Annotated in this window: 20 protein-coding genes, 1 tRNA gene and 1 pseudogene; 7 read left to right on the top strand and 15 right to left on the bottom strand. The window is 48.7% G+C overall.

Features of this window, described 5'->3' with window-relative positions:
* Positions 1–12 precede the first annotated feature (12 nt).
* From BWK47_RS06715 to ureA, 6 genes are all read right to left on the bottom strand, one after another.
* Entirely contained in the window at positions 13–546 is a 534-nt protein-coding gene (locus BWK47_RS06715) for a DUF3122 domain-containing protein (protein WP_162328067.1), read from the bottom strand.
* A gap of 55 nt (positions 547–601) precedes the next feature.
* Positions 602–1,300 carry an MBL fold metallo-hydrolase gene (locus BWK47_RS06710; RefSeq protein ID WP_162328066.1) on the bottom strand — a complete coding sequence of 233 codons (699 nt, stop codon included), beginning with the start codon at positions 1,298–1,300 and terminating at the stop codon, positions 602–604.
* A 130-nt stretch (positions 1,301–1,430) separates the two neighbouring features.
* The gene (locus BWK47_RS06705; RefSeq protein WP_162328065.1) at positions 1,431–2,186 is read right to left on the bottom strand and encodes an SIMPL domain-containing protein; all 756 of its coding nucleotides are present in this window, start codon (positions 2,184–2,186) and stop codon (positions 1,431–1,433) included.
* Positions 2,187–2,382: 196 nt separating this feature from the next.
* The gene (locus BWK47_RS06700; RefSeq protein WP_162328064.1) at positions 2,383–3,576 is read right to left on the bottom strand and encodes a transporter substrate-binding domain-containing protein; all 1,194 of its coding nucleotides are present in this window, start codon (positions 3,574–3,576) and stop codon (positions 2,383–2,385) included.
* A gap of 216 nt (positions 3,577–3,792) precedes the next feature.
* Positions 3,793–3,865: transfer RNA gene (locus tag BWK47_RS06695), tRNA-Glu, on the bottom strand.
* A 155-nt stretch (positions 3,866–4,020) separates the two neighbouring features.
* Complete coding sequence (ureA, locus tag BWK47_RS06690) at positions 4,021–4,323, bottom strand: urease subunit gamma (RefSeq protein WP_162328063.1); 303 nt, start codon at positions 4,321–4,323, stop codon at positions 4,021–4,023.
* A gap of 157 nt (positions 4,324–4,480) precedes the next feature.
* On the opposite strand from ureA, the gene BWK47_RS06685 reads away from it, so the two are divergent.
* A complete protein-coding gene (locus BWK47_RS06685) occupies positions 4,481–4,894 on the top strand; it encodes an MAPEG family protein (protein WP_162328062.1) in 414 nt (137 codons plus the stop codon).
* A gap of 176 nt (positions 4,895–5,070) precedes the next feature.
* On the opposite strand, the gene crtB is transcribed toward BWK47_RS06685, so the two are convergent.
* The 3 genes from crtB to BWK47_RS06670 form a co-directional block, all read right to left on the bottom strand.
* On the bottom strand, positions 5,071–6,084 hold the full coding sequence (gene crtB, locus BWK47_RS06680; protein ID WP_010872477.1) for a 15-cis-phytoene synthase CrtB: 1,014 nt from the start codon (positions 6,082–6,084) through the stop codon (positions 5,071–5,073).
* A gap of 60 nt (positions 6,085–6,144) precedes the next feature.
* Positions 6,145–7,563 carry a 15-cis-phytoene desaturase gene (gene pds, locus BWK47_RS06675; RefSeq protein ID WP_162328061.1) on the bottom strand — a complete coding sequence of 473 codons (1,419 nt, stop codon included), beginning with the start codon at positions 7,561–7,563 and terminating at the stop codon, positions 6,145–6,147.
* 293 nt (positions 7,564–7,856) lie between these two features.
* A complete protein-coding gene (locus BWK47_RS06670; protein WP_020861703.1) occupies positions 7,857–8,132 on the bottom strand; it encodes a hypothetical protein in 276 nt (91 codons plus the stop codon).
* 210 nt (positions 8,133–8,342) lie between these two features.
* On the opposite strand from BWK47_RS06670, the gene BWK47_RS06665 reads away from it, so the two are divergent.
* Positions 8,343–9,071 (top strand): Bax inhibitor-1/YccA family protein, encoded by a 729-nt coding sequence (locus BWK47_RS06665; protein ID WP_041425965.1) that lies wholly within the window; start codon positions 8,343–8,345, stop codon positions 9,069–9,071.
* Between the two features lie 134 nt (positions 9,072–9,205).
* Here BWK47_RS06665 and BWK47_RS06660 read toward each other — a convergent pair whose 3' ends face one another.
* On the bottom strand, positions 9,206–9,460 hold the full coding sequence (locus BWK47_RS06660) for a DUF1816 domain-containing protein (protein ID WP_162328060.1): 255 nt from the start codon (positions 9,458–9,460) through the stop codon (positions 9,206–9,208).
* Positions 9,461–9,626: 166 nt separating this feature from the next.
* On the opposite strand from BWK47_RS06660, the gene BWK47_RS06655 reads away from it, so the two are divergent.
* Together BWK47_RS06655 and BWK47_RS06650 are read left to right on the top strand one after the other, a co-directional pair.
* On the top strand, positions 9,627–11,444 hold the full coding sequence (locus BWK47_RS06655; RefSeq protein WP_010872472.1) for a DUF389 domain-containing protein: 1,818 nt from the start codon (positions 9,627–9,629) through the stop codon (positions 11,442–11,444).
* Positions 11,445–11,475: 31 nt separating this feature from the next.
* The gene (locus tag BWK47_RS06650; RefSeq protein ID WP_010872471.1) at positions 11,476–11,766 is read left to right on the top strand and encodes a 4a-hydroxytetrahydrobiopterin dehydratase; all 291 of its coding nucleotides are present in this window, start codon (positions 11,476–11,478) and stop codon (positions 11,764–11,766) included.
* A gap of 128 nt (positions 11,767–11,894) precedes the next feature.
* Here the strand turns inward: BWK47_RS06650 and BWK47_RS06645 are convergent, their stop codons facing one another.
* From BWK47_RS06645 to pstS, 5 genes are all read right to left on the bottom strand, one after another.
* A complete protein-coding gene (locus tag BWK47_RS06645) occupies positions 11,895–12,410 on the bottom strand; it encodes a peptidylprolyl isomerase (protein ID WP_010872470.1) in 516 nt (171 codons plus the stop codon).
* 180 nt (positions 12,411–12,590) lie between these two features.
* Complete coding sequence (gene pstB, locus BWK47_RS06640) at positions 12,591–13,406, bottom strand: phosphate ABC transporter ATP-binding protein PstB (RefSeq protein WP_010872469.1); 816 nt, start codon at positions 13,404–13,406, stop codon at positions 12,591–12,593.
* A 53-nt stretch (positions 13,407–13,459) separates the two neighbouring features.
* Complete coding sequence (pstA, locus tag BWK47_RS06635) at positions 13,460–14,332, bottom strand: phosphate ABC transporter permease PstA (RefSeq protein ID WP_162328059.1); 873 nt, start codon at positions 14,330–14,332, stop codon at positions 13,460–13,462.
* Positions 14,333–14,336: 4 nt separating this feature from the next.
* Complete coding sequence (gene pstC / locus BWK47_RS06630; protein WP_162328058.1) at positions 14,337–15,323, bottom strand: phosphate ABC transporter permease subunit PstC; 987 nt, start codon at positions 15,321–15,323, stop codon at positions 14,337–14,339.
* A gap of 145 nt (positions 15,324–15,468) precedes the next feature.
* The gene (pstS, locus tag BWK47_RS06625; protein ID WP_162328057.1) at positions 15,469–16,470 is read right to left on the bottom strand and encodes a phosphate ABC transporter substrate-binding protein PstS; all 1,002 of its coding nucleotides are present in this window, start codon (positions 16,468–16,470) and stop codon (positions 15,469–15,471) included.
* A gap of 615 nt (positions 16,471–17,085) precedes the next feature.
* Here pstS and BWK47_RS06620 point away from each other — a divergent pair.
* From BWK47_RS06620 to BWK47_RS06610, 3 genes and pseudogenes are all read left to right on the top strand, one after another.
* Positions 17,086–18,342: an MFS transporter gene (locus BWK47_RS06620; protein ID WP_162328056.1), complete on the top strand. Its 1,257-nt coding sequence runs from the start codon at positions 17,086–17,088 to the stop codon at positions 18,340–18,342.
* A 120-nt stretch (positions 18,343–18,462) separates the two neighbouring features.
* Positions 18,463–18,804, top strand: a complete 342-nt coding sequence (locus BWK47_RS06615; protein WP_010872464.1) for a DUF2973 domain-containing protein — start codon at positions 18,463–18,465, stop codon at positions 18,802–18,804.
* A gap of 93 nt (positions 18,805–18,897) precedes the next feature.
* Positions 18,898–19,437: pseudogene (locus BWK47_RS06610) on the top strand (IS1 family transposase); the annotation flags it as partial.

Below are 19,437 nucleotides of genomic sequence, written 5' to 3'. Positions count from 1 at the left end.
AGCTGTTGCCAATTAATCTGATGCCTTGGCCAACAAACTTTGCCATTCTTGGAGGACAAAATAGGGAACTTTGATTTGTTGATCTCCCTCCTCTAACGGCAAATCCAATTCCCAAATGCCATTAATTTCGAGGTTGCTAAAGTCCGCCGCAACCAAAAATTGACCAACATTGGCACCGGGGTTTTTCTCCACTAAAAGATCGGTTAGGTTAACGGCATTACCGCCATTGTCCCGAACCACCAAAGGGGCTGGATGGCGAAAGGATGTGACTCCAGGAAAACCAACTAAACGTAAATTGGTTTCTCTATCACCGTTGGCTTTCGTCCTTTTAAATAACACCACTTGCCAGGTATTCCCTTTCTGGTCCCGTAGGGATTGACGAGACTGGATCAGGGTTTGCCCCGGCTGTTCCGTAGTCTCCCGTACTAGGGCTGGAGTTGCCACCGGCCAAAGAGTTAAACAGGCACAGCAAAACCCAAAGCTAAGCACTGTTAGGGTTAAAACCTTACCCCAGCGAAGGAAAAGGGACTGACACCAACTGACCATAATTGTGAACGGATTTTTCCGGGAAATGGATCTTGATTAGTCTTGGAGCAAGTCTTTAAACCGCAACAGTCCTTTGACCACAGAGTTGATTGGCGGGCACCGCTTCCATAATTTTCTTTGGATCGGGCAGATTTAAACTGTCCATAAATTCGATAAAGTTCTGGCGATCGCGCCCTAATAAGCGGGGGTTAAAACGTTTTTCTTCCCCGATGGTGGAAACGGTGTGGCCCCGGTAATCATGGCCCGGATAGACAAAAACATCCTCTGGCAGGGTGAATAATTTGCCGTGGATAGAGTCATATAAAGTACCGGCATCCCCACTTTGAAAATCCGTCCGGCCACAGCCCCGGATGAGCAGAGCATCCCCCGTCAACACATGGGTTTGATTGACCAAAAAAGCTAAATGGCTATCGGTGTGCCCCGGAGTGGCGATCGCCTGGATGGGTATGGAGCCAACATGAATAATTTCCCCGTCCTGCAAATGGCGGTCAGCACAGTCCACGTCAGCATACTGGGGTACGAGATTTTGACAACCAGTTAATTGCCGCAGCTTTCCCGCTCCGGTGATATGGTCGGCATGGACGTGGGTTTCCAGACAAAAAGTTAACTTGAGATCCAACTCTTTGAGCAAGTTTAGATCCCTATCCACTTGTTCTAAAACAGAATCTACCAAGGCCGCAGACCGACCCTTGGGGTCAGCAATTACGTAGGTGTAAGTGGAGGTTTCCGGATCAAACAATTGACGAAACAGCATGGCTTTTATCGACTCTAATCTTTACATCGTGGAACGAAAACCAACAAAGATCAATCATTCATCGGTTAGATCTTTTAATTGTCGGGGAAAATACGGACAGGGTAACAGCCTTGGTAAAATTTTCAGATAATTATTTCATACTAAAAGTGATGGAAACCACTGCGGTGATGTCTTTTTCGATGGAAGAGGTGTCATAGATTCCCATGTCGTTGACATCGGTGGAATTGCGGGAGGTAATTTGAAAAACTCCGGTTTGGGCACTCCGCACTGACCCCACTTTGCTATTGGTGCTACTGGCGATCGCCTCGGCCCGAGCTTTGGCATCCTTGGTTGCTTCGGCCACCATTTCAATGCGGAGGGGGGCCAACTGAGTATAAAGATACTGGGGTGGTTCTACCGTTAAATTAATGCCTTCATTAATCAATTCGGTGGCTTCCTGGGACAATTTGCTGTAACGCTCCACGTCATCGGCACTAATTTCAAACCGTTGCGTAAGACGATAGGCCAAGGTTCTCCCGGTTTCCTGCCCATTTTCAGTAACTTCGGGAATGGCATAGGTTTCCATCGCCCCCATACTAATGGCTGCCGTGGGCACATTTTTTGCTTGGAGATAGGCTTGCACCCGTTCAGTTTGACTTTGTAAATCCTGGTAAGCTGCCTGGGCAGTGGGCTGCTGACTAGAGACAGATAATCCCCAAACAATGTAGTCAGAAGTGATGGGTCGTTTGGCTGACCCCGTAACTATTAAGACATCATTAGCATTTTTTACTTCCAGTAAGGCCTTGGCGGCGATCGCCGTACTGACCACCAAAGACAGGGAAAGTAAAGCTAAACCAGTCAGTAATTGGGGGAATTTTGGCGGTAATAGGGCCTTGATGGTACTCATAGATAGTGCAGCCAAATTTTCAAAAATAACCTAGCTGCCATTACCGAGAAAATAAACCCCAGGAACACAGCTAGTCCCAGGCTAACATCAATAAAAGGCATTGTTTGCGCTCCCAGTCCAAAAAATACTTTGGCTGTTCCTGACAGTAATTACTAGGGTTGCAGAGCCAGAACGGTATTATAAGTTTTACCAGGGTTTAGCTAGGGCTTTCTCCTATGTTTTGGGGCAAAAGGTCTTGATTTTCCTCAATCCCAGGCCCTAACCAGCGTTCGGTAAATTCCGCAATTACCCTGCTGTAAAGCAAATTGAGCATCTCCACATTGATAGTCTTTTGCAAAGGACTATTTTCCTTGAGCACAAAGCCATAGGGCTCCAGGGAAACTCGAATTTCCGTCACCTCCAAGTTAAGATCAGGATTCTGTCTGGTGTAGTAAATTAGGGCTGGCCGGTCGAACATTACCGCCTCCACCTGTTTTTTTTGTAGTAGAGCAATAGCTGCTGTCAAATTATTAGTTTCCCTAACGTCAGCCTGATAAAAATTAGCCCAATCCACCGCTGTGGTATCCTGCACCACTGCCACCTCTTTATTTTTCAAATCCCCCACACTTCTAAACAAAGGTGTTGCACTAGCTTCGGAAAGAGCCGTGGAAAAAGCCGAAGCTAACCCCGCCGTAATGGAAGAAAAACTTAATAAGGCCACCAACATCCATACCCCCGCCACCAGTTGCCCTAACTTAGTCCTCGGCGATCGATCGCCATAGCCCACCGTTGTTAGGGTAACTAAGGCAAACCACATGCCATTTTGGACTCCTTCTGGGTAATGGGGGGAAAACTGCTCGGGATTTTTGCGATGTTCTGCTAACCAAATTAAATTCCCCACCAAAAATAAAAGTAGAGTAAGTACCCCCGCTGAAGACAAAGCGGCTATGCCAAAAAAAGGCGAAAATCTTTCCCATAAACTCACCGGTTTGCCTGGAATTAACAGGCCAATGCCACTACTGAAATAGGGCTGGGTGAAGGTAATGCCCTCTATGGCGGCCCGCTCTGGGGTAACACTAATGGGACCAATTAAAATATCCAATTCCCCTTGCGCCACCGCTGTGATGCCTGCGGAGATGGAATGTTGCCTTACATATTCTGAATTCCACTTCTGGGACTCGGCCACTGCTCTCCACACATCTAGGCTAATGCCGGTAAATGCTGCGTTTTTTCCTTCTCCATAAAAGACAAAGGGAGGATTGCCCACCACCCCCACTTTTAGTGTTTGCGAGTCTACTGTCTCCCCCCCCTGGCCTTGCACTGGTTCCAGCCCTGGTCTCGTAGTAATGTCAATGGCGATCGTGGCAAAACTAAGGGAAACAACTAGTATTAGGCGACGCAGGATTAACATTTGCCAGACAGAGCCTCAAGGACAAAGAACTACGCCCCTATACTGCCATAGATGGAGTTTGGGTCTTGCCATTTCTGCGCTGTTTCCCTCGACAAGCTCCCCGCTTCTTCTGTTCCATAAACCGAAAGAGGGTTTTAAACTTCTTGGGGAATTGTTTGGGTAAGCAACAAAAAAGAAGCCCCGAAGAACTTCTTTTTGTTTTTTCTTTTTTTTTAATACCCCCAAGGGAATTCGAATCCCTGTCGCCTCCGTGAAAGGGAGGTGTCCTAGGCCTCTAGACGATGGGGGCTAGGCGGTCTCGATAACAGTTTGTTATTTCAGACGTTTTTAAATATAGCGATAAAGATTGATCACTGTCAACCCTAGACAATGAATTTTTTCTACGGTCAACAGGCCTGGGGTTTAGCGGCAAAAAACAGTCCGCCCTGACCGGCCAGCTCATTACTAGCGAATGGGTTCGTGGACCGTCACCAGTTTAGTGCCATCGGGAAAAGTTGCTTCCACCTGTACCTCCGGTAACATTTCCGGCACCCCTTCCATGACTTCGTCCCGACTCAATAGGCTAGCGCCATAGTTCATCAACTCGGCTACGGTACGACCATCCCTGGCCCCTTCCAGGATAGCGGCGGAAATATAGGCCACGGCTTCGGGATAGTTGAGTTTGAGCCCCCGGGCCTTACGGCGTTCTGCCACTAGGCTGGCGGTAAAAATCAATAATTTATCTTTTTCCTGGGGGCTTAGCTGCATGGGATAGAAAATACAAAAGGAACTTGACTGAGAAAAATAAAAAGTTGGGTAATACCCTGACCGTAAGTATAGCGATTAGTCCGAGCAATATTAATGATTTGGAGGCAGAGTAACTTTTTGGGCTAGTCTGAAAATATACTTTCTTTCACCATGACCGATGACAAAAACCGAGTTACTCTGGCCAGCTTTGATCACTGCTTTGGCGGCGATGCTTTACCTGGTGCTGGTGATTAATGTGGGGCGGGCTCGGGCTAAATATGGGGTGATGCCACCGGCCACCACCGGCAATGAAGACTTTGAGCGGGTGCTGAGGGTACAGTACAACACCCTGGAGCAGTTAGCCTTTTTTCTGCCGGGGCTATGGCTATTTGCCATTTACCGAGATCCAACTATTGCTGCCATTTTGGGGGCCGTCTGGTTGCTGGGGCGTACTCTATATGCCTGGGGCTATTACCAAGCGGCGGAGAAAAGAATGGTGGGTTTTGCCCTTGGTTCCCTTAGTTCCATGATTTTAGTGGTGGGGGCACTGCTGTCCATCCTTTGGCAGTTGCGGCAACTATCCCAGTTTTGAACAAACTTTGTGATTTCTCTTCACCTAAGGGGAAACATCGGGGCGATCGCCTTTGTTCGCTACACTGGTAGTTTGAACCCTTCATAAAGTGAGTCCTTAGCCTACAACGGTTGGGGGCTTTTTTTCAGCGGGAAGTCAGGATCAGATCAACCATCGATCAGTGGTCGGAAAAAACCTTAAAGCACCTGGGCCCGCAACCAGGCCACGGGTAAATATAGTAATTTCTTCGGAGTGGGTACATAGGCACGGCGATTAAACACATTGTAATTATTGGCCTCAATCACATCCAAAATGCCTTTGTACAACATCAATGCTGTCCACACCGGCCAACGGGCATCCCGATTTAAAGCCCGAATACCCCGTTCCGCATCTTCAAAATAATGGCGGGCCCGGTCAATTTCAAACTTCATTAAACTGCGCCAACGATCATCGTTTACCCCATTGAGTAAATCCTGTTCGCTGTAATTAAATCGTTCTAAATCTTCCAGGGGTAAATAAATTCGACCCCGCTCCACGTCTTCCCCAACGTCCCGCAGAATATTGGTCAATTGGTTCGCCACCCCCAAGGCGATCGCCTCTTCCTGGGGAATGTACACCGCATCGGGTTGCCAAGGGGCCTGGCCATTGCCCGTATCGACCCCCAACACAGCACTGGACATCAGACCGACGGTGCCCGCCACTCGATAACAGTACAAGTCTAGTTCTTCAAAGGTTTGGTAACGGGAACGGTAAAGGTCCATCCGCTGACCGGCTATCATGTCCCGAAAGGGCTGAATATCGAGCGGAAATGTTTCCAAGGTATCCACCAGGGCCACATCGGCATCGTCCTGGGGTTGGCCAGCAAAAATCCCTTCTAAACGCCGCTCCCAATGGTCCAAAGTTTCCGGGGTGGTGGTGGCCGCCTGGGGCCCATCCACTAGTTCATCGGTCCTGCGACACCAAAGATAAATCGCCCAAATGGCCCTCCTTTTGGCAGGGGGCATCAGCAAAGTTCCCAGGTAAAAAGTTTTTGCGTACTGGGCCGTTACTTGACGACAAATTTCGTAAGCTTCCTCAACAGAAGCACAGGGCTTTGCAGATGGAGACGGTTTGGGCAGTTGTAACATTAAGGACGGACGGGGTTCGGAAGTGAGCCACCAGGATTGGGGTTTGGTAACTGCACGCTGGGGAGAAATTTGACCGTTAGCCATTTAGCATTGTCGCATTAGGGTTGCCATTTGTCAGGAAGATTACCAGGGAGTCCTAGCGGCTTAACCCACGCTGACTATTTCCCGGGTTGGAGGAACGGTTTGGGGGTTAAAATCGGCGGCGATCGCCTGGGCACATTGTTTGCCGGAAAGCACTGCCCCTTCCATACTGCCCAAGTATTTTTGCATGGTGAAGTCCCCTGCTAGGTAAAAGTTGGGCACCGAAGTCCGTTGATCGGGGCGACAGGCCTGCCTTCCTGGGGTGGCTTTGTAGACAGAGCGGGGGGTTTTGACAACGTGGGATTTAAGCAGCCGGGCTGGATTATCCCCGCTAAAGTGCTGGGGAAAGAGTTGCTTGATCTCCGCCATGGTGGCCGCCACAATCTCTTCGTCGGATTTGCCGATCCAATCCTGGGCCGGAGCCAGCACCAATTCCAACATGGATTTGTCTGGGTCACTGTATTCTCGGCAGGTGTTACTCATATCGGCGTAAACACTCAGCAACGGCGATCGGGAGAATAACAAATGATCAATGTCGGTTAACTTACGGTCAAACCACAGGTGGAGGTTAATGACCGGGACTCCTTCCAAACCTTGGATTTGCTTAAACTCAGGATATTCTCTCCAGGGCGCTGGCACCATGGTTTTCAGGGGATCCACCGGCATGGCAGAAACATACAAATCCGCTGTAATTACTTCATCCGCCGCCCCGTCCAGACCCCGGATTAGATAACCTTTAACAGAACCGTCTTCATTTAACAAAATTTCTTTGAGGGGTTTATTCAGGTGAACTTCTCCACCCCGTTCCGTAATGTAGTCCACTAATGGTTGGCAAAGACGCTCCGGTGGTGCCCCATCCAGGAATGCCATCTTAGAGCCATTTTTTTCCTGTAAAAAGCGGTTTAGGGCAGTAAGTAAAATGGTGGCGGAAATTTCATCGGGATCAATGAAGTTCAACGCCTTACTCATGGCAATGAAAACTTCTTTTTCGATGCGGGGGGGAATATTTTGCTTGACCATCCACTCCGACCAAGTATATTTATCCATCTCTTCTACATAGCTCTGGCCCTGAACAATGGCGGGCAAAAGCCCTAGGCCAAAGCGAATTTTCTCTGACCAGGTGAGCATGTCGTTATTGCGGAGGATAGCCACCAAACCATTGATGGGGGCCGGAATATCCGGAAAATCGAACCGAGAGTAGGTACCTGGTTTCTCCGGTTGGTTGAAGATCATGCTGTGCTCTTTCCATTGCAGACGATCTTCGATGTCCAATTCCTTAAATAACTGCAACATATTGGGATAGGCCCCAAAAAAGATATGCAGGCCGGTTTCATACCAATCTCCGTCCTCATCTTTCCACGCGGCAATCTTCCCGCCTAATACATCCCTACGTTCCAAGACGACGGGGATAAAGCCCGCATCGGCTAAGTATTTGGCACAGGCTAGGCCGGCTAATCCGGCTCCGGCGATCACAACGCGCATGGGTTACTGTCTCGCTAAGGCATTTGGGGTTTACAGGTTAATTGTTATTATACTTTACGTTTCGTAATATTTCGGGGGACTTTGCCAAGATAGCCAATTTGTATTAAATGCTACCAGGGCGATCGCCAAGGGAGAAAACTAGCCTGGTCAGGGGATGGGAGTATTTGACAGCCTTAGGCTACGGCGATGCAAACAATGGCGGCGAACTTTGTCCCGTTCCTTGGGCCGCCAGAAATGGTAACCAAATTCCCTCCATCGGCACCGGAAAACCCGGTCACTCCAGCGGCAGGGGATCAGGAATAGTCTTCTTCAGTTTCCGCTTTCTCCATGGCTTCTTTTTCCTTTTTCCTCTCCGCCAGTACACAGGCCTGTCCTGCCCCCAACACAAAACCGGCGATCGCCCCGAACCAGATTAAGCGTCGCCCATAGAAAGTACGATAGGGCTGACTCATGGTGACCTGTACTTGGCTAGGCCGTTGACGCAGGGCAATCTGCCCCATGCCCCAACCAAACACGGTGCCGAGGAGGGCAGTCATCACCCCGCTCAAGACAATAACACGATAATTCATAGGACTAAGGCCTCCTGGTCTGACAATGGAACAATACACAGTTCATGCTTAGCTCAGCCGGCGGGATCCAGGGGCAGAAATAGCCCACAAATAAAGGCTTACAGGGACTTACCAGCACTTAAAGCAAGGCCATGGTTGTCGATAGTATATTAAAGGTAAGGGAAAAATAATTTCCCCCCTGTGATTATCCTAGTCAAAAATCCACTTTTTATGAGCAATACCAGCAATTTTCGTCAGATCATGGCGGAGGCAAAAGGCCAAAGTCTGATCGGGCCAAACGTAATCAAAAACGCCCTCCCCTATCTTGGCGGAGGCTTGGTGCTGACAGCGGCGGGAACCTTTGGTGGTCTCAGCGTCATGCAGGGCAATCCCGGTCTATTCATGACCACCTTTTGGGTCGCTTTAATCGGTAATTTTATTCTCTTTTTTGTCGCCATGCGGGTGGCGCAAAGTGGCAATAACGCAACGGCTTTGCCCCTGCTAACCCTGTATAGTCTGCTATCTGGTTATACCCTGAGTGGCATTATTTACCTGGCCCTGCAAACCAGTGGAGTGGGCATCCAAGGCATTGGTGTGGCGGCCCTGGGCTGTGGTGTAACTTTTGTGGTGGCCCGTAGTATTGGCTCCAATTTATCGGAAGAAGATGGCATTGCCCTGAGCAAAACCGTCAGCTTAGCCTTGATCGGGCTAGTGGTGGTGATGCTTCTCCAAGTGGTGCTCGGCTTTTTTGGGGTCATTACCCCCACCTTTTTGGAAGTGGCCATTTCGGGCTTCGGGGTGTTGCTATTTGCCGGCGTGTCGGTGGTGGACTTTTTTGTTCTCCCCCGCACCTACCGGGATGATCAATATTTGGCTGCATCCCTGTCCATGTATTTGACCTATATCAACCTGTTTATCTTCATTCTGCGTCTACTGATTGCCCTCAACGGTCGAGACTAAATTTTTAGTAAGATCTCCTTGCTCAGAATTTTAGCTGTAAAGATAAGCTGGATCCCCTGGTTAACCAAATAACTGGGGGATTTGTGCTTTGGGGAGAAATTAGCCAACAAGCTTCCCCATTGCTGGCGTTTTTTTCAGTCTTCGATGGTTAATTTTCTCGGCTTATAGGAGCGTTCTATCTTGTATTCAATGCCCTGGGCTCCCTCCATCTCCAAATCCTGGAGATAACCTTGGTGGTGGGCGATCGCCTCTTCTTGGGAAGCAAAGGGACCAAAATAATAGGTACAGCGGGGAGACTGGGTGGAAACACGAATCCACCATTTACGGTTGGCAAAAAAGGCTAGACTGACGGCACAGAAGAAAATAAGGAACAGCAGAACGCCAAACATAAACAACTCGCTCGATGGGAAATAATGAATGATATGGGGATAATGTAAGGCAATATAACCTGGGATAGCCCGACCCCGAAAAGGTGGATGGCAATAATTCAGCAAACTCTCCCCAGAGTATAGTATTGGTCAAGCACAATGGAGACGATTAATCCCATCCCCGCCTATGTCAAAGTCCAAGTCCTCCGGGCATCGTTTTTCCCTGCTGATGTTACTGCGTCTACGCCGTGGCTTTACGAATAATTTAGATTTGACCGATGAACATAAGGTGCAAATCTACACCCAGTTATGTGAGTCCGTTAGCCTCAGGGACATAAGTTACTGGATTGAAGTTTTGTTTGCGGCGGGCATTGCCACCCTGGGGTTGGTACTGAACAGTCCAGCGGTAATCATTGGAGCAATGTTGATTTCCCCTTTGATGGGGCCAATTTTGGCCAATGGCATGGGTTTGGCGGCGGGAGACGTGGTGCTCTGGTTGCGGGCGGCGTTTAATTTATTACTGAGCTGTAGTTTAGCCATCGTTTTTGCAGCCATTCTGGTGGTCATCGTCCCTTTTAAGGAAATTACGCCGGAAATTTTGGCTAGAACCAACCCTACCCTCTTGGATTTAATTGTGGCTTTGTTTTCCGGGGCGGTGGGATCGGTGGCTACCTGCAAACAAGCGAAGGGGGTAGCGGCTTCTTTACCAGGGGTGGCGATCGCCGTGGCCTTGATGCCGCCATTGTGCGTGGTGGGTTACGGCATTGGTATCTATTTCAGCTTGGCTTCTTCCCAGGGTTTGACCGTGGCCAAGGGGGGAGGACTGCTATTCATCACCAACCTAGTGGCGATTATTTTCACCGCCATGATTGTGTTCTTTTTCGTCCACTTTGATGTGCGGGCAGTGCGGGAAGCCATTGGGGAGTGGAAACAGGAAAATGCTGAAAGCCAAGTGGTGAGTTCTTGGTTGAGAAGATTGCCGGCCTACACCACTTTTCAACGGGTAGGAGGTTTGCCCAGTCGCTTTTTCTTGATCCTGGTTACCCTGGGGATCATTTCGTTTCCTTTGACCAAATCCCTGGAACAGGTGCGACGCCAAGTGACCCAGCAACGGGAAGAAAACCAACTTAATTCCACCATTAAGCAGATCTGGCAGGATAATTTCGACGGGGGCGATGATGAATTTCGTTCCTACATCGACCAGGTAAAAGCGAAACGGGATAACAACCAAGTATCGATACAACTCCAGGTGGTGACCGACAAGCTCTACAGCCAGGAAGATGAAGACCGCTTTGTGGACAAGTTAGCCACTGCCCTGGACCTTAGCCCCAGTGACATTACCTTGCGGTTTGTGCAAATTCCCACCAGCCAAGCGGTTAACACGGAATCTATTCCAGTCATCACCCAAGTTAGTTATTTGCCAGACCTACAGGGGGAATTGATGGGGGAAATTAGTCGTTCCCTCGCCCTGGTGAGCCTTCCTGATGCCCTGCAATTGGTGGATTATCAAGTCGTACTCCGGAGCGATAATTCCGCTTTTAAGTTAGTGGTCATCTACCTTGGCGATCGAGATTTACAGGAGGACGCCCAGGTTATTCTTTCCAATCAAATTCGGCGATCGTTACAGGTTAATGACGCCATGGTGGAATACCAACGCCTCGCCACAGATCAAGGGCTTATTCCCCTCACCGTTCTCGATGAAACTGCGGCGATCGCCAGTGCTCCCCTGAATCTTTCCAACCAAGATCAAGCAGTACTCGACAATGTGGGACAAATTCTCCGGTCCCATCCCTCTCTGTATTTGCGACTCACCATTCAACGTCCTCCAGATAGTAATCCCGCCAGTCTTTTTTCCCAAACAGAGCAGATTAGAACTTATTTGAGTGATAACTGGCAAATTCCCGATAGCCGGGTGCAGGAAACCACCAACGTGGGCGAACCAACCCAGGTTTCCTTCAATCTTTTTCTGGGAGATGATATAACGGATGGCAGGAACAATCCCTAACCAATAGTTAAAAATCTAGATAAATTGCACCATGGCCACTCCCCAACGTTTAACTGACCCAGAAATCCAAACTGCCCTGGGAGAACTCGGCGGTTGGAGCTTGCAGGGCAATAAACTCCATCGTCAATTTAAGTTTGCCAATTTTAATCAAGCTTTCGGTTTTATGACTCGGTTAGCGTTGGTGGCGGAAACCCTGAACCATCATCCAGAATGGTCCAATGTATATAATCGGGTCACCATTGATTTAACCACCCATGATGCAGGCGGCATTACAGAATTGGATGTTAAGTTTGCCACCAAGGCTAATAGTTTTGCTGATTGATTTTCACTCAAATTTGACCAATAAAAACCCCCTCGATTATCAATTCAAAACTAATCAAGGGGACTGTCTTACTTTATTTTTCCAACAAGGTTTTTAACAGAGTCTATACACACTAGTGTCAATCAGGCTTATTTAATTTCACCACAATCGCTGATAACGATCGCCTGTTTAGTTTGACCACTTTGGGAACCGTTAGCTTCAAGTTGCTCTAGAATTTCTAAACCTTCCACCACTTCACCAAAAACGACGTGCTTACCATCAAGCCAAGGGCAAGGTACAAAGGTTAAGAAGAATTGGGAACCGTTGGTATTGGGCCCGGCATTGGCCATGGACAATAGCCCAGGGCGATCATGCTTTAACTGGAAATTTTCATCGGCAAATTTTTCCCCATAAATAGACTCACCGCCGGTACCGTTGCCCCGGGTAAAATCTCCCCCTTGGGCCATGAAATCGGTGATGACTCGATGGAAATGGGAACCTTTGAAGTGTAGGGGTTTACCAGCTTTACCCACACCTTTTTCTCCAGTGCAAAGGGCCCGGAAATTTTCAGCGGTTTTGGGGGTAACTTCGTCAAACAATTCCATCACAATGCGACCTGCGGTATCGCTGCCGATGGTAATATCAAAAAAAACTTTGCTCATCATACAAATTTCATTGGGCAACCCATTTTACCAGATTTCTGAATGGCAATAGTTGGCGAGCCAGTTTTAGCCCAGGCAAAATTGAGCAGATTGAATGCTTACTGAAGACTAGTTTCTAAAGTAAAAATTAAGAGGTAATACAAGCAAACGTTATATGAAGGAGGGCACCATAAACAGGAGTATCTAGCCAAAGCGACCAGCCACATAATCCCTGGTTTGGGTTTCCTGGGGACTAGAGAAAATATTCTGGGTGGTGTCGAATTCTACTAACTGACCGATACGGCTTTCATCGGTATTGAAAAACGCTGTGTAGTCAGACACCCTCAGGGCCTGTTGCATATTGTGGGTCACAATGGTGATGGTCACATTTTCCCGCAGACTATTGATTAATTCCTCAATTTTCAGAGTAGAAATAGGATCGAGAGCAGAACAGGGTTCATCCATTAACAACACCTTGGGATTGACCGCTAACGCCCTGGCAATACATAGGCGTTGCTGTTGTCCCCCCGATAAACCCAAAGCAGATTTTTTCAAACTATCCTTGACTTCATCCCACAACACTGCCCTAGTGAGGGAACGTTCGACAATTTCATCCAATTCGGCCCGGCTCACATTGCAACAAAGTTTAACCCCATAGACAATGTTGTCGTAAATGCTGGTGGGGAAAGGATTGGGGCGCTGAAAGACCATGCCAATTTCCCGACGCAGGCTATTAATATTGACTTTTTGATCGTAAATATTTTGTCCGAAAAATTCGATTTTCCCGGTTACTTTCACCCGTCCCTCCAGTTCGGCAATGCGGTTAAAAGCTTTGAGCAAAGTTGATTTACCACAACCAGAAGGGCCAATCATGGCAGTGACCTTACCAACGGGGATTGCCATGGTTACCCCCTCTAACACTTTTTTGGTGCCGTAATAAAATCCCAAACCTTCAACCCTGAGGGCAGGCTGTAAATCCGCTGCTGTGGAGCTGGGCATTGAACCGGACAAATTAGTCATAGCTGGTAAACGGAGAAAACGGGAAAATTAACGATTAGGTATTGATGGCAGAGCTAAAAACGCCGACGGATCAGCAGACGGGAGGATAGATTAATGGTCAAAACCAGCATTAATAGTACAAGGGAAGCGGTCCAGGCAATGGCGTTCTGTTCTTCAAAAGGAGAACTGGCATAGTTGTAAATCAGTACGGGCAGGGAAGGGGTGGGGGCCATTAACCCCTCTTGCCAGAATTGACTGAAGAGGGCAGTGAACATCAAAGGAGCCGTTTCCCCGGCGGCCCTCGCCACTGCTAACAATACCCCAGTGGTAATGGCGGGAATGGCACAGGGAATTACCGTTTTGACTGTGGTTTCCCATTTACTAGCCCCCAGGGCAGCGGAACCCAGGCGGTAATGGACAGGCACTAATTTCAGCGCTTCTTCTGTAGTCAAAGCAATAATGGGAGTCATAATTACCCCTAAAGCTAGACCCCCGGCGTAGGCCGAAAATTGCTTGGTGGTAATAACCAGTACTCCATAGGCAAATACCCCCACAATTACCGAGGGCACACTGCTCAGAATCACGGTGACAAAACGTACCCCATTGGCGATCGCCGAGCCGGCCGCAAACTCCGCCAAAAATACCCCAGTCATCACCCCCAGGGGCGCACTAAAAAGAGCGCCCAGTCCGACCATGGTCAGAGTACCCACAATGGCATTGGCAAAACCGTTGGGTTCCCCCTCCACCCCCACTGGAGCTGGTAGATGGATAAACACTTCCCAGGAAAGAGTGGGCAAACCTCGTTGAATAATGGCAGCTAAGATAGCCAACAAAGGCAGCAGAGCCACAAGGGTGAGGGTAAAGGACAACCCCCCCATCACCCAGGCAAAACCATTACGGAAAAAGGATAGGGGCGCAAGTAAACTACTAGGGGCAGAACTTTTCATCGCTTTAATTGCTCTCCCCTTGACGACGAATGGTTGCCACCATCAACACCGCCAGACTATTAATACCGAGGGTAATAACGAAAAGGATTAAAGCTAAATACATCAAAGCGCCGATGTGCAGCTCATCCACTGCTTCGGCAAATTGGTTAGCTAGCACTGAGGGAATGGTATATCCCGGTGCCAGTAGGGAAGCCGAGATAATATTTGAGTTACCGATCACCATTGTTACTGCCATGGTTTCTCCGAGGGCCCTACCTAGGGCCAAAATAGTGGCACCAATAATGCCAGAACTAGCAGAGGGCAAAATCACCGAGCAGATAGTTTCCCATCGGGTTGCCCCCAGGGCCATGGAAGCGCTACGGAGGCTGGGGGAAACAGAGAGTAAAATGTCCCGGCTGATGGAAGCAATGGTGGGAATAATCATCACGGTCAGCACCAATCCCGCCACCAGCATGCTGGGGCCAAAGGGTTCCGTACCAAAAATTGGTAACCAACCCAGATATTTAAACAGTGCCCCCTGCACAGGCATTAACACTGGAATGAAGACAAAAATGCCCCATAGACCAATGATCACGCTGGGAATGGAAGCAATCAGTTCCACCAGAAAGGCAATGGGCACCCGCACCGGAGCAGGTAGAAGGTTTTCGCTGGTCATAACCGCCACGGCCAGCCCCAAGGGCAGGGCAAAAATTAGGGCGATGAAGGAACTAACCACCGAGCCGAAAATATAGGGTAAGCCGCCAAACAGTTGCTCACTGCTGTCCCATTGTTGACTGACGATGAATTCCCAACCAAACTTGGCGATCGCCGGTCGGGCATCGGCAAAGACCACCCAGGCGATCCAGCCGAGAATGACCACCACTCCGAGGGAACAGAGACGGGTCAACTGTTTAAAGCCCCAGTCCAAACCATTGGTGAGGGAATTCCCTTGGGTAATATCCCCTCCCCGGGCCAGAGTGAATTCTGAACGACGCGAAAAACCTTCCACCATACCTATTGCCTTTTCCTAGAGCCTGTTTGCCAAGTTTTAATTTGCCCCCTAAATCTCCCAATACCGGGGGATCTTTATCCAGTTTCTTCCCGAACTGAGGAGACTAGGGGAGCTTGAAAAACCGCAGATTGACTTGATATTTGGTTTATTTGATCTTATCAACCGCGGCAATTACCCGTTGGGCAACGGCGGGAGGAATTTTGGTGAACTCCAACTGGGTATTATGGTTTTGGCCAGTGGTTAAAATCCAGCGCACCAAAGCTTTGACGTCCTTGGCGACGGTGGCATTTTTGTTGTTTTGATACACCAACAACCAAGTCAAGCCCACAATGGGATAACCGGAGGCGGGATCATTAATTTCAGCAACAAAGTTAGCGTCAAATTTGGCTCCACTGATGGCTTTATTGGCCTCTGCCAAGCTGGGTTCTACATACTGACCGGCCTTATTTTGTACCTTGGCAGTTTGCAGATTGGGCCCCTCGTTACGGCGGGCAAAGGTGTCCTGGACATAACCGATCGCCCCAGGGGTTTGCTTAACCGTTGCCGCTACCCCGTCATTTTTCGGACCTTTCAGTACTTGGAAACCCCAGTTGGGATCTTGGCTAGCACCAATCTTGCTTCTAAAGGTGCTACTAATAGCGCTGAGGTGGCTAGTAAAAATATCCGTGGTGCCACTACCATCGGCCCGTACCACAACTCGAATGGGAGTGTTGGGCAGTTTGGAATCCACCTGGTTCCAGGTTTTTAGTTCCCCGGTGAAGATTTTACCCAAAGCAATGCGAGAAAGTTGTACTTTTTTGCCTGGTAAATTGTAAACTACCGCCACAGCGCCACCAGCGGTGGGTACCATAACCACACCCCGTTTCATCTGTTGACGTTGGGCGGAAGTGGGCACAGCATCGGTGGCACCAAAATCAACGGTTTCACCAATGAATTGACGAATACCAGCGCCACTACCGACGGAGTTGTAATTAACAGTATTACCGGTAGCTTTTTTATACTCAGCAAAATAACGTTGGTAGAGTGGGGCCGGAAAACTAGCTCCCGCACCATTGAGAGTACCGGCAATGGCCTGGCCAATGCCACCAAAACCGACGATAACGCTGACTACGGAGAAGGTAGCAACTTTTTGCAGTGAACTAAGCATAGGAATTTGCAATCTAAATTGTAGTGCAGTTGAAACAGTCAGCCCTTGTTCGCTGATGGGGTTTCCATTGGCATAATTATCGACCTAAAAAAACGGCAAAACCCTAGGGTAAGACGGGCCGTTTGCTGTCAATAAAGCCAGAAACCTTACTGGTCCGTTCTAGCTAACAATATTAGTTGCATTTTGTTAATTTAAAACACGAAATTTTTTTTATTTTCAATGCATAATTTCCCAAAAAAGTCGATTAACTTTTGGTTAACCATAGCCGTTTTTTGACTTATTTTAAGGGGAGTTAATCAGTTGATTAAGTCGAAATTAAGATGGAATTAAGAAAAGATTAAGCCGGCAAGTAATTGGTCAAAATATTCTTGTTTTTTTGTGGTTATCCCTTGAAAAAACCTGGAAGTTATTGCCTGTTGAGAGTGGGGGGTTAACCCTATCAACCCTCCCCAGATTGATCTACAAAATGTTCAATTTCACCATCTCAGACCGATTTGGCTTCCCCACGCCCCGCTCACCCTGGCAAGGAATTTTGGGTCTATCATGGAAAAGCAAACTGTAAAGAAACCTTAAGCAGTTGCCCTTTGCCTCATTTCCTCCCCAGCAGATTATTCCGTGAGTTCTTTCCAGACCCTGCGTCACCTATCTCCCTCCACTCAGAAAACTTTTGCTCTGTTGTTTGCTTCAGTGCTGATGTTTTGGCTCAGCCTCACTGCCCTTCTTCCCACTCTGCCCATGTATGCCCAGGATGTGGGAGCAACGAAACAACAAGTGGGTTGGATTATGGGGAGTTTCGCCCTTGGCCTTTTGGGGTCCAGAATTTGGATTGGTCAGTTGGTCGATCGCCGGGGGAGAAAAATTGCCATTGTCATTGGCGCGTTGGTGGTGGCCCTGGCCCCCTTGGGATACCTACTCACCGCTACTGTGGGAGCTTTAATGGCCATTCGGGCCTTCCACGGCATCTGCTTGGCCGCCTATACCACCGGCTATAACTCCCTAGTGGTGGATTTATCCCCACCCCAACAACGGGGGGAAATTATTGGCTATATGAGTTTAGCGGTGCCTATTGGTATGGGATTTGGGCCGGCTGTGGGGGCCTACATTTCCCAAAGCATTGGCTACGAATTCCTATTCATTGCCTCTTCCCTGTTGGGCTTTATTTCCCTGGTTTTGGCCCTACAGGTGCGGGAAAACCGTCCCCCAGATCGATCGTCAGCAGAGGGTGTTTTCGGCGATCGCCCCCGACCCCGTTCCATTGGCAAACTCCTCACCAGTCGCTCCATGGCCGTACCCACCTTGGTGTTACTGCTGATTGGGCTTTTGTTCGGTAACTTGGCCACCTTTTTGCCTCTGTTTGTGCGGGAAATTGACCTAGCCACCTACGCCGGAGTTTTTTACAGTGTGGCGGCGATCGCCAGTTTTGTGCCCCGCCTCTTCCTTGGTTCCTTGGCGGATACCTATGGTCGGGGGCTATTCATTGTCGGTAGCCTGATTTGCTATTTGCTGTCTATGGTGTGCCTTGCCCAAGCGGATAACTCTTGGGAATTATTGACCGCAGCCGCCCTCGAAGGAGCAGGTAGTGGCATTTTATTACCCACCACGATCGCCCTAATTTCCGATCGTTCCTCCCTGGAGGAAAGGGGAAGGGTTTTCTCCGTGTGCATGAGCGGTTTTGATGGAGGCATTGCCATTGCCGCTCCCATTATGGGCGTACTGAACGAGATATTTGGTTACCGCCATGTATTTTGGCTCAGCGGCGGATTAGCCCTGGCGGCAATCATGGTTTTTGGCATTTTTTCCAACCCCACCATCGGCCGTTCCCTCAAGTTTTGCATTGGCCGCAGTCGGGACCTCTACGCCACTCCCCAATAGACCCCCCGGACCTAGATAATTCCTGTCAACGGCGGAAAATCTTGTTAAGCTAGAACAAGACTCAGGCGATCGTTCCTAAATTTTTCCTGCCCGGTTCCATGCTGAAAAAATTTTTCTACCATGGCGCTCAGCGGGGTCGCCATTGAACAATTGGGGAAAATTTCAGTGCTGCATCTTATCTATATTTTGGCCTTCACCGTGATTGCCTTCCTTGCTGTTAGCAACCTAATTCGGAGCTTAATTTCCGTCAGCATGGGCAGCCAGCGCACCCCACCCAACAGTTTTTCCCGTCGCTTTGGCCAGAGCAGTCACCCGGAGTTGTTCGATGACCAGGGTCGCCCCATCAGTGAGCCCTTATTGGTGATGCGCTCCGTCAATGTTGACGATGCCAGGGAAAAGTTGAACGCCATTTTTGATGCTTCCCCTAGTGTGACTTTCCAAGAAGGCGAAGAGGAAAAATAATCCTGTCAGGAATCAGCAATAAAATTTTCGAGAGTTTCAAATAGAGAATGATGTGGCATGATGCAGAATATTGGGTAATGAGATTTTGCATAGATGTCTACACATTGTCACTGTCCTCAATGTGGTCATGAGAATGTCGTCAAAAATGGCTTTGTCAAGGATAAGCAACGATTGAAGTGTAAGAGTTGCCAATATCAATTCACCAATCTCTCCAAGGAACGGGGTAAACCTCTCTTGATGAAACTAGAAACGGTCTTACTGTACATGAGTGGTATGTCAATGAATGCCACAGCAAAATTATTGGGAGTTTCCACTCAGTCAGCGCTCAACTGGATTAGGGATTTTGGCGAAGCAAACTACGAGAAACCAGCTCCAGACTCAGCGATCGTAGTGGAATTAGACGAACTGTGGCATTTTCTTCAGCCAAAAAAACAAGTTATGGATCTGGAAGGCATATGAGCTTGTTACTGGGAGACTCATCGACTGGAAACTGGGAAATCGTGATAGTCAAACCCTGAGTCGTTTGCTGGAGAGACTGGCAAAGTGGAAAGTAACAGTGTCCTGTACCGATGACTGGAGGCCCTATCAACAACTGCTGGATGAACCTCCCGATATGTTTCATGGGATTAGCAA

Origin of the sequence: Synechocystis sp. CACIAM 05, assembly GCF_010222815.1 — a bacterium.
Classification (GTDB): domain Bacteria; phylum Cyanobacteriota; class Cyanobacteriia; order Cyanobacteriales; family Microcystaceae; genus Synechocystis.
Note: the sequence above shows the minus strand (reverse complement) of the source record. Positions and strands in the feature narration are given on the sequence as shown.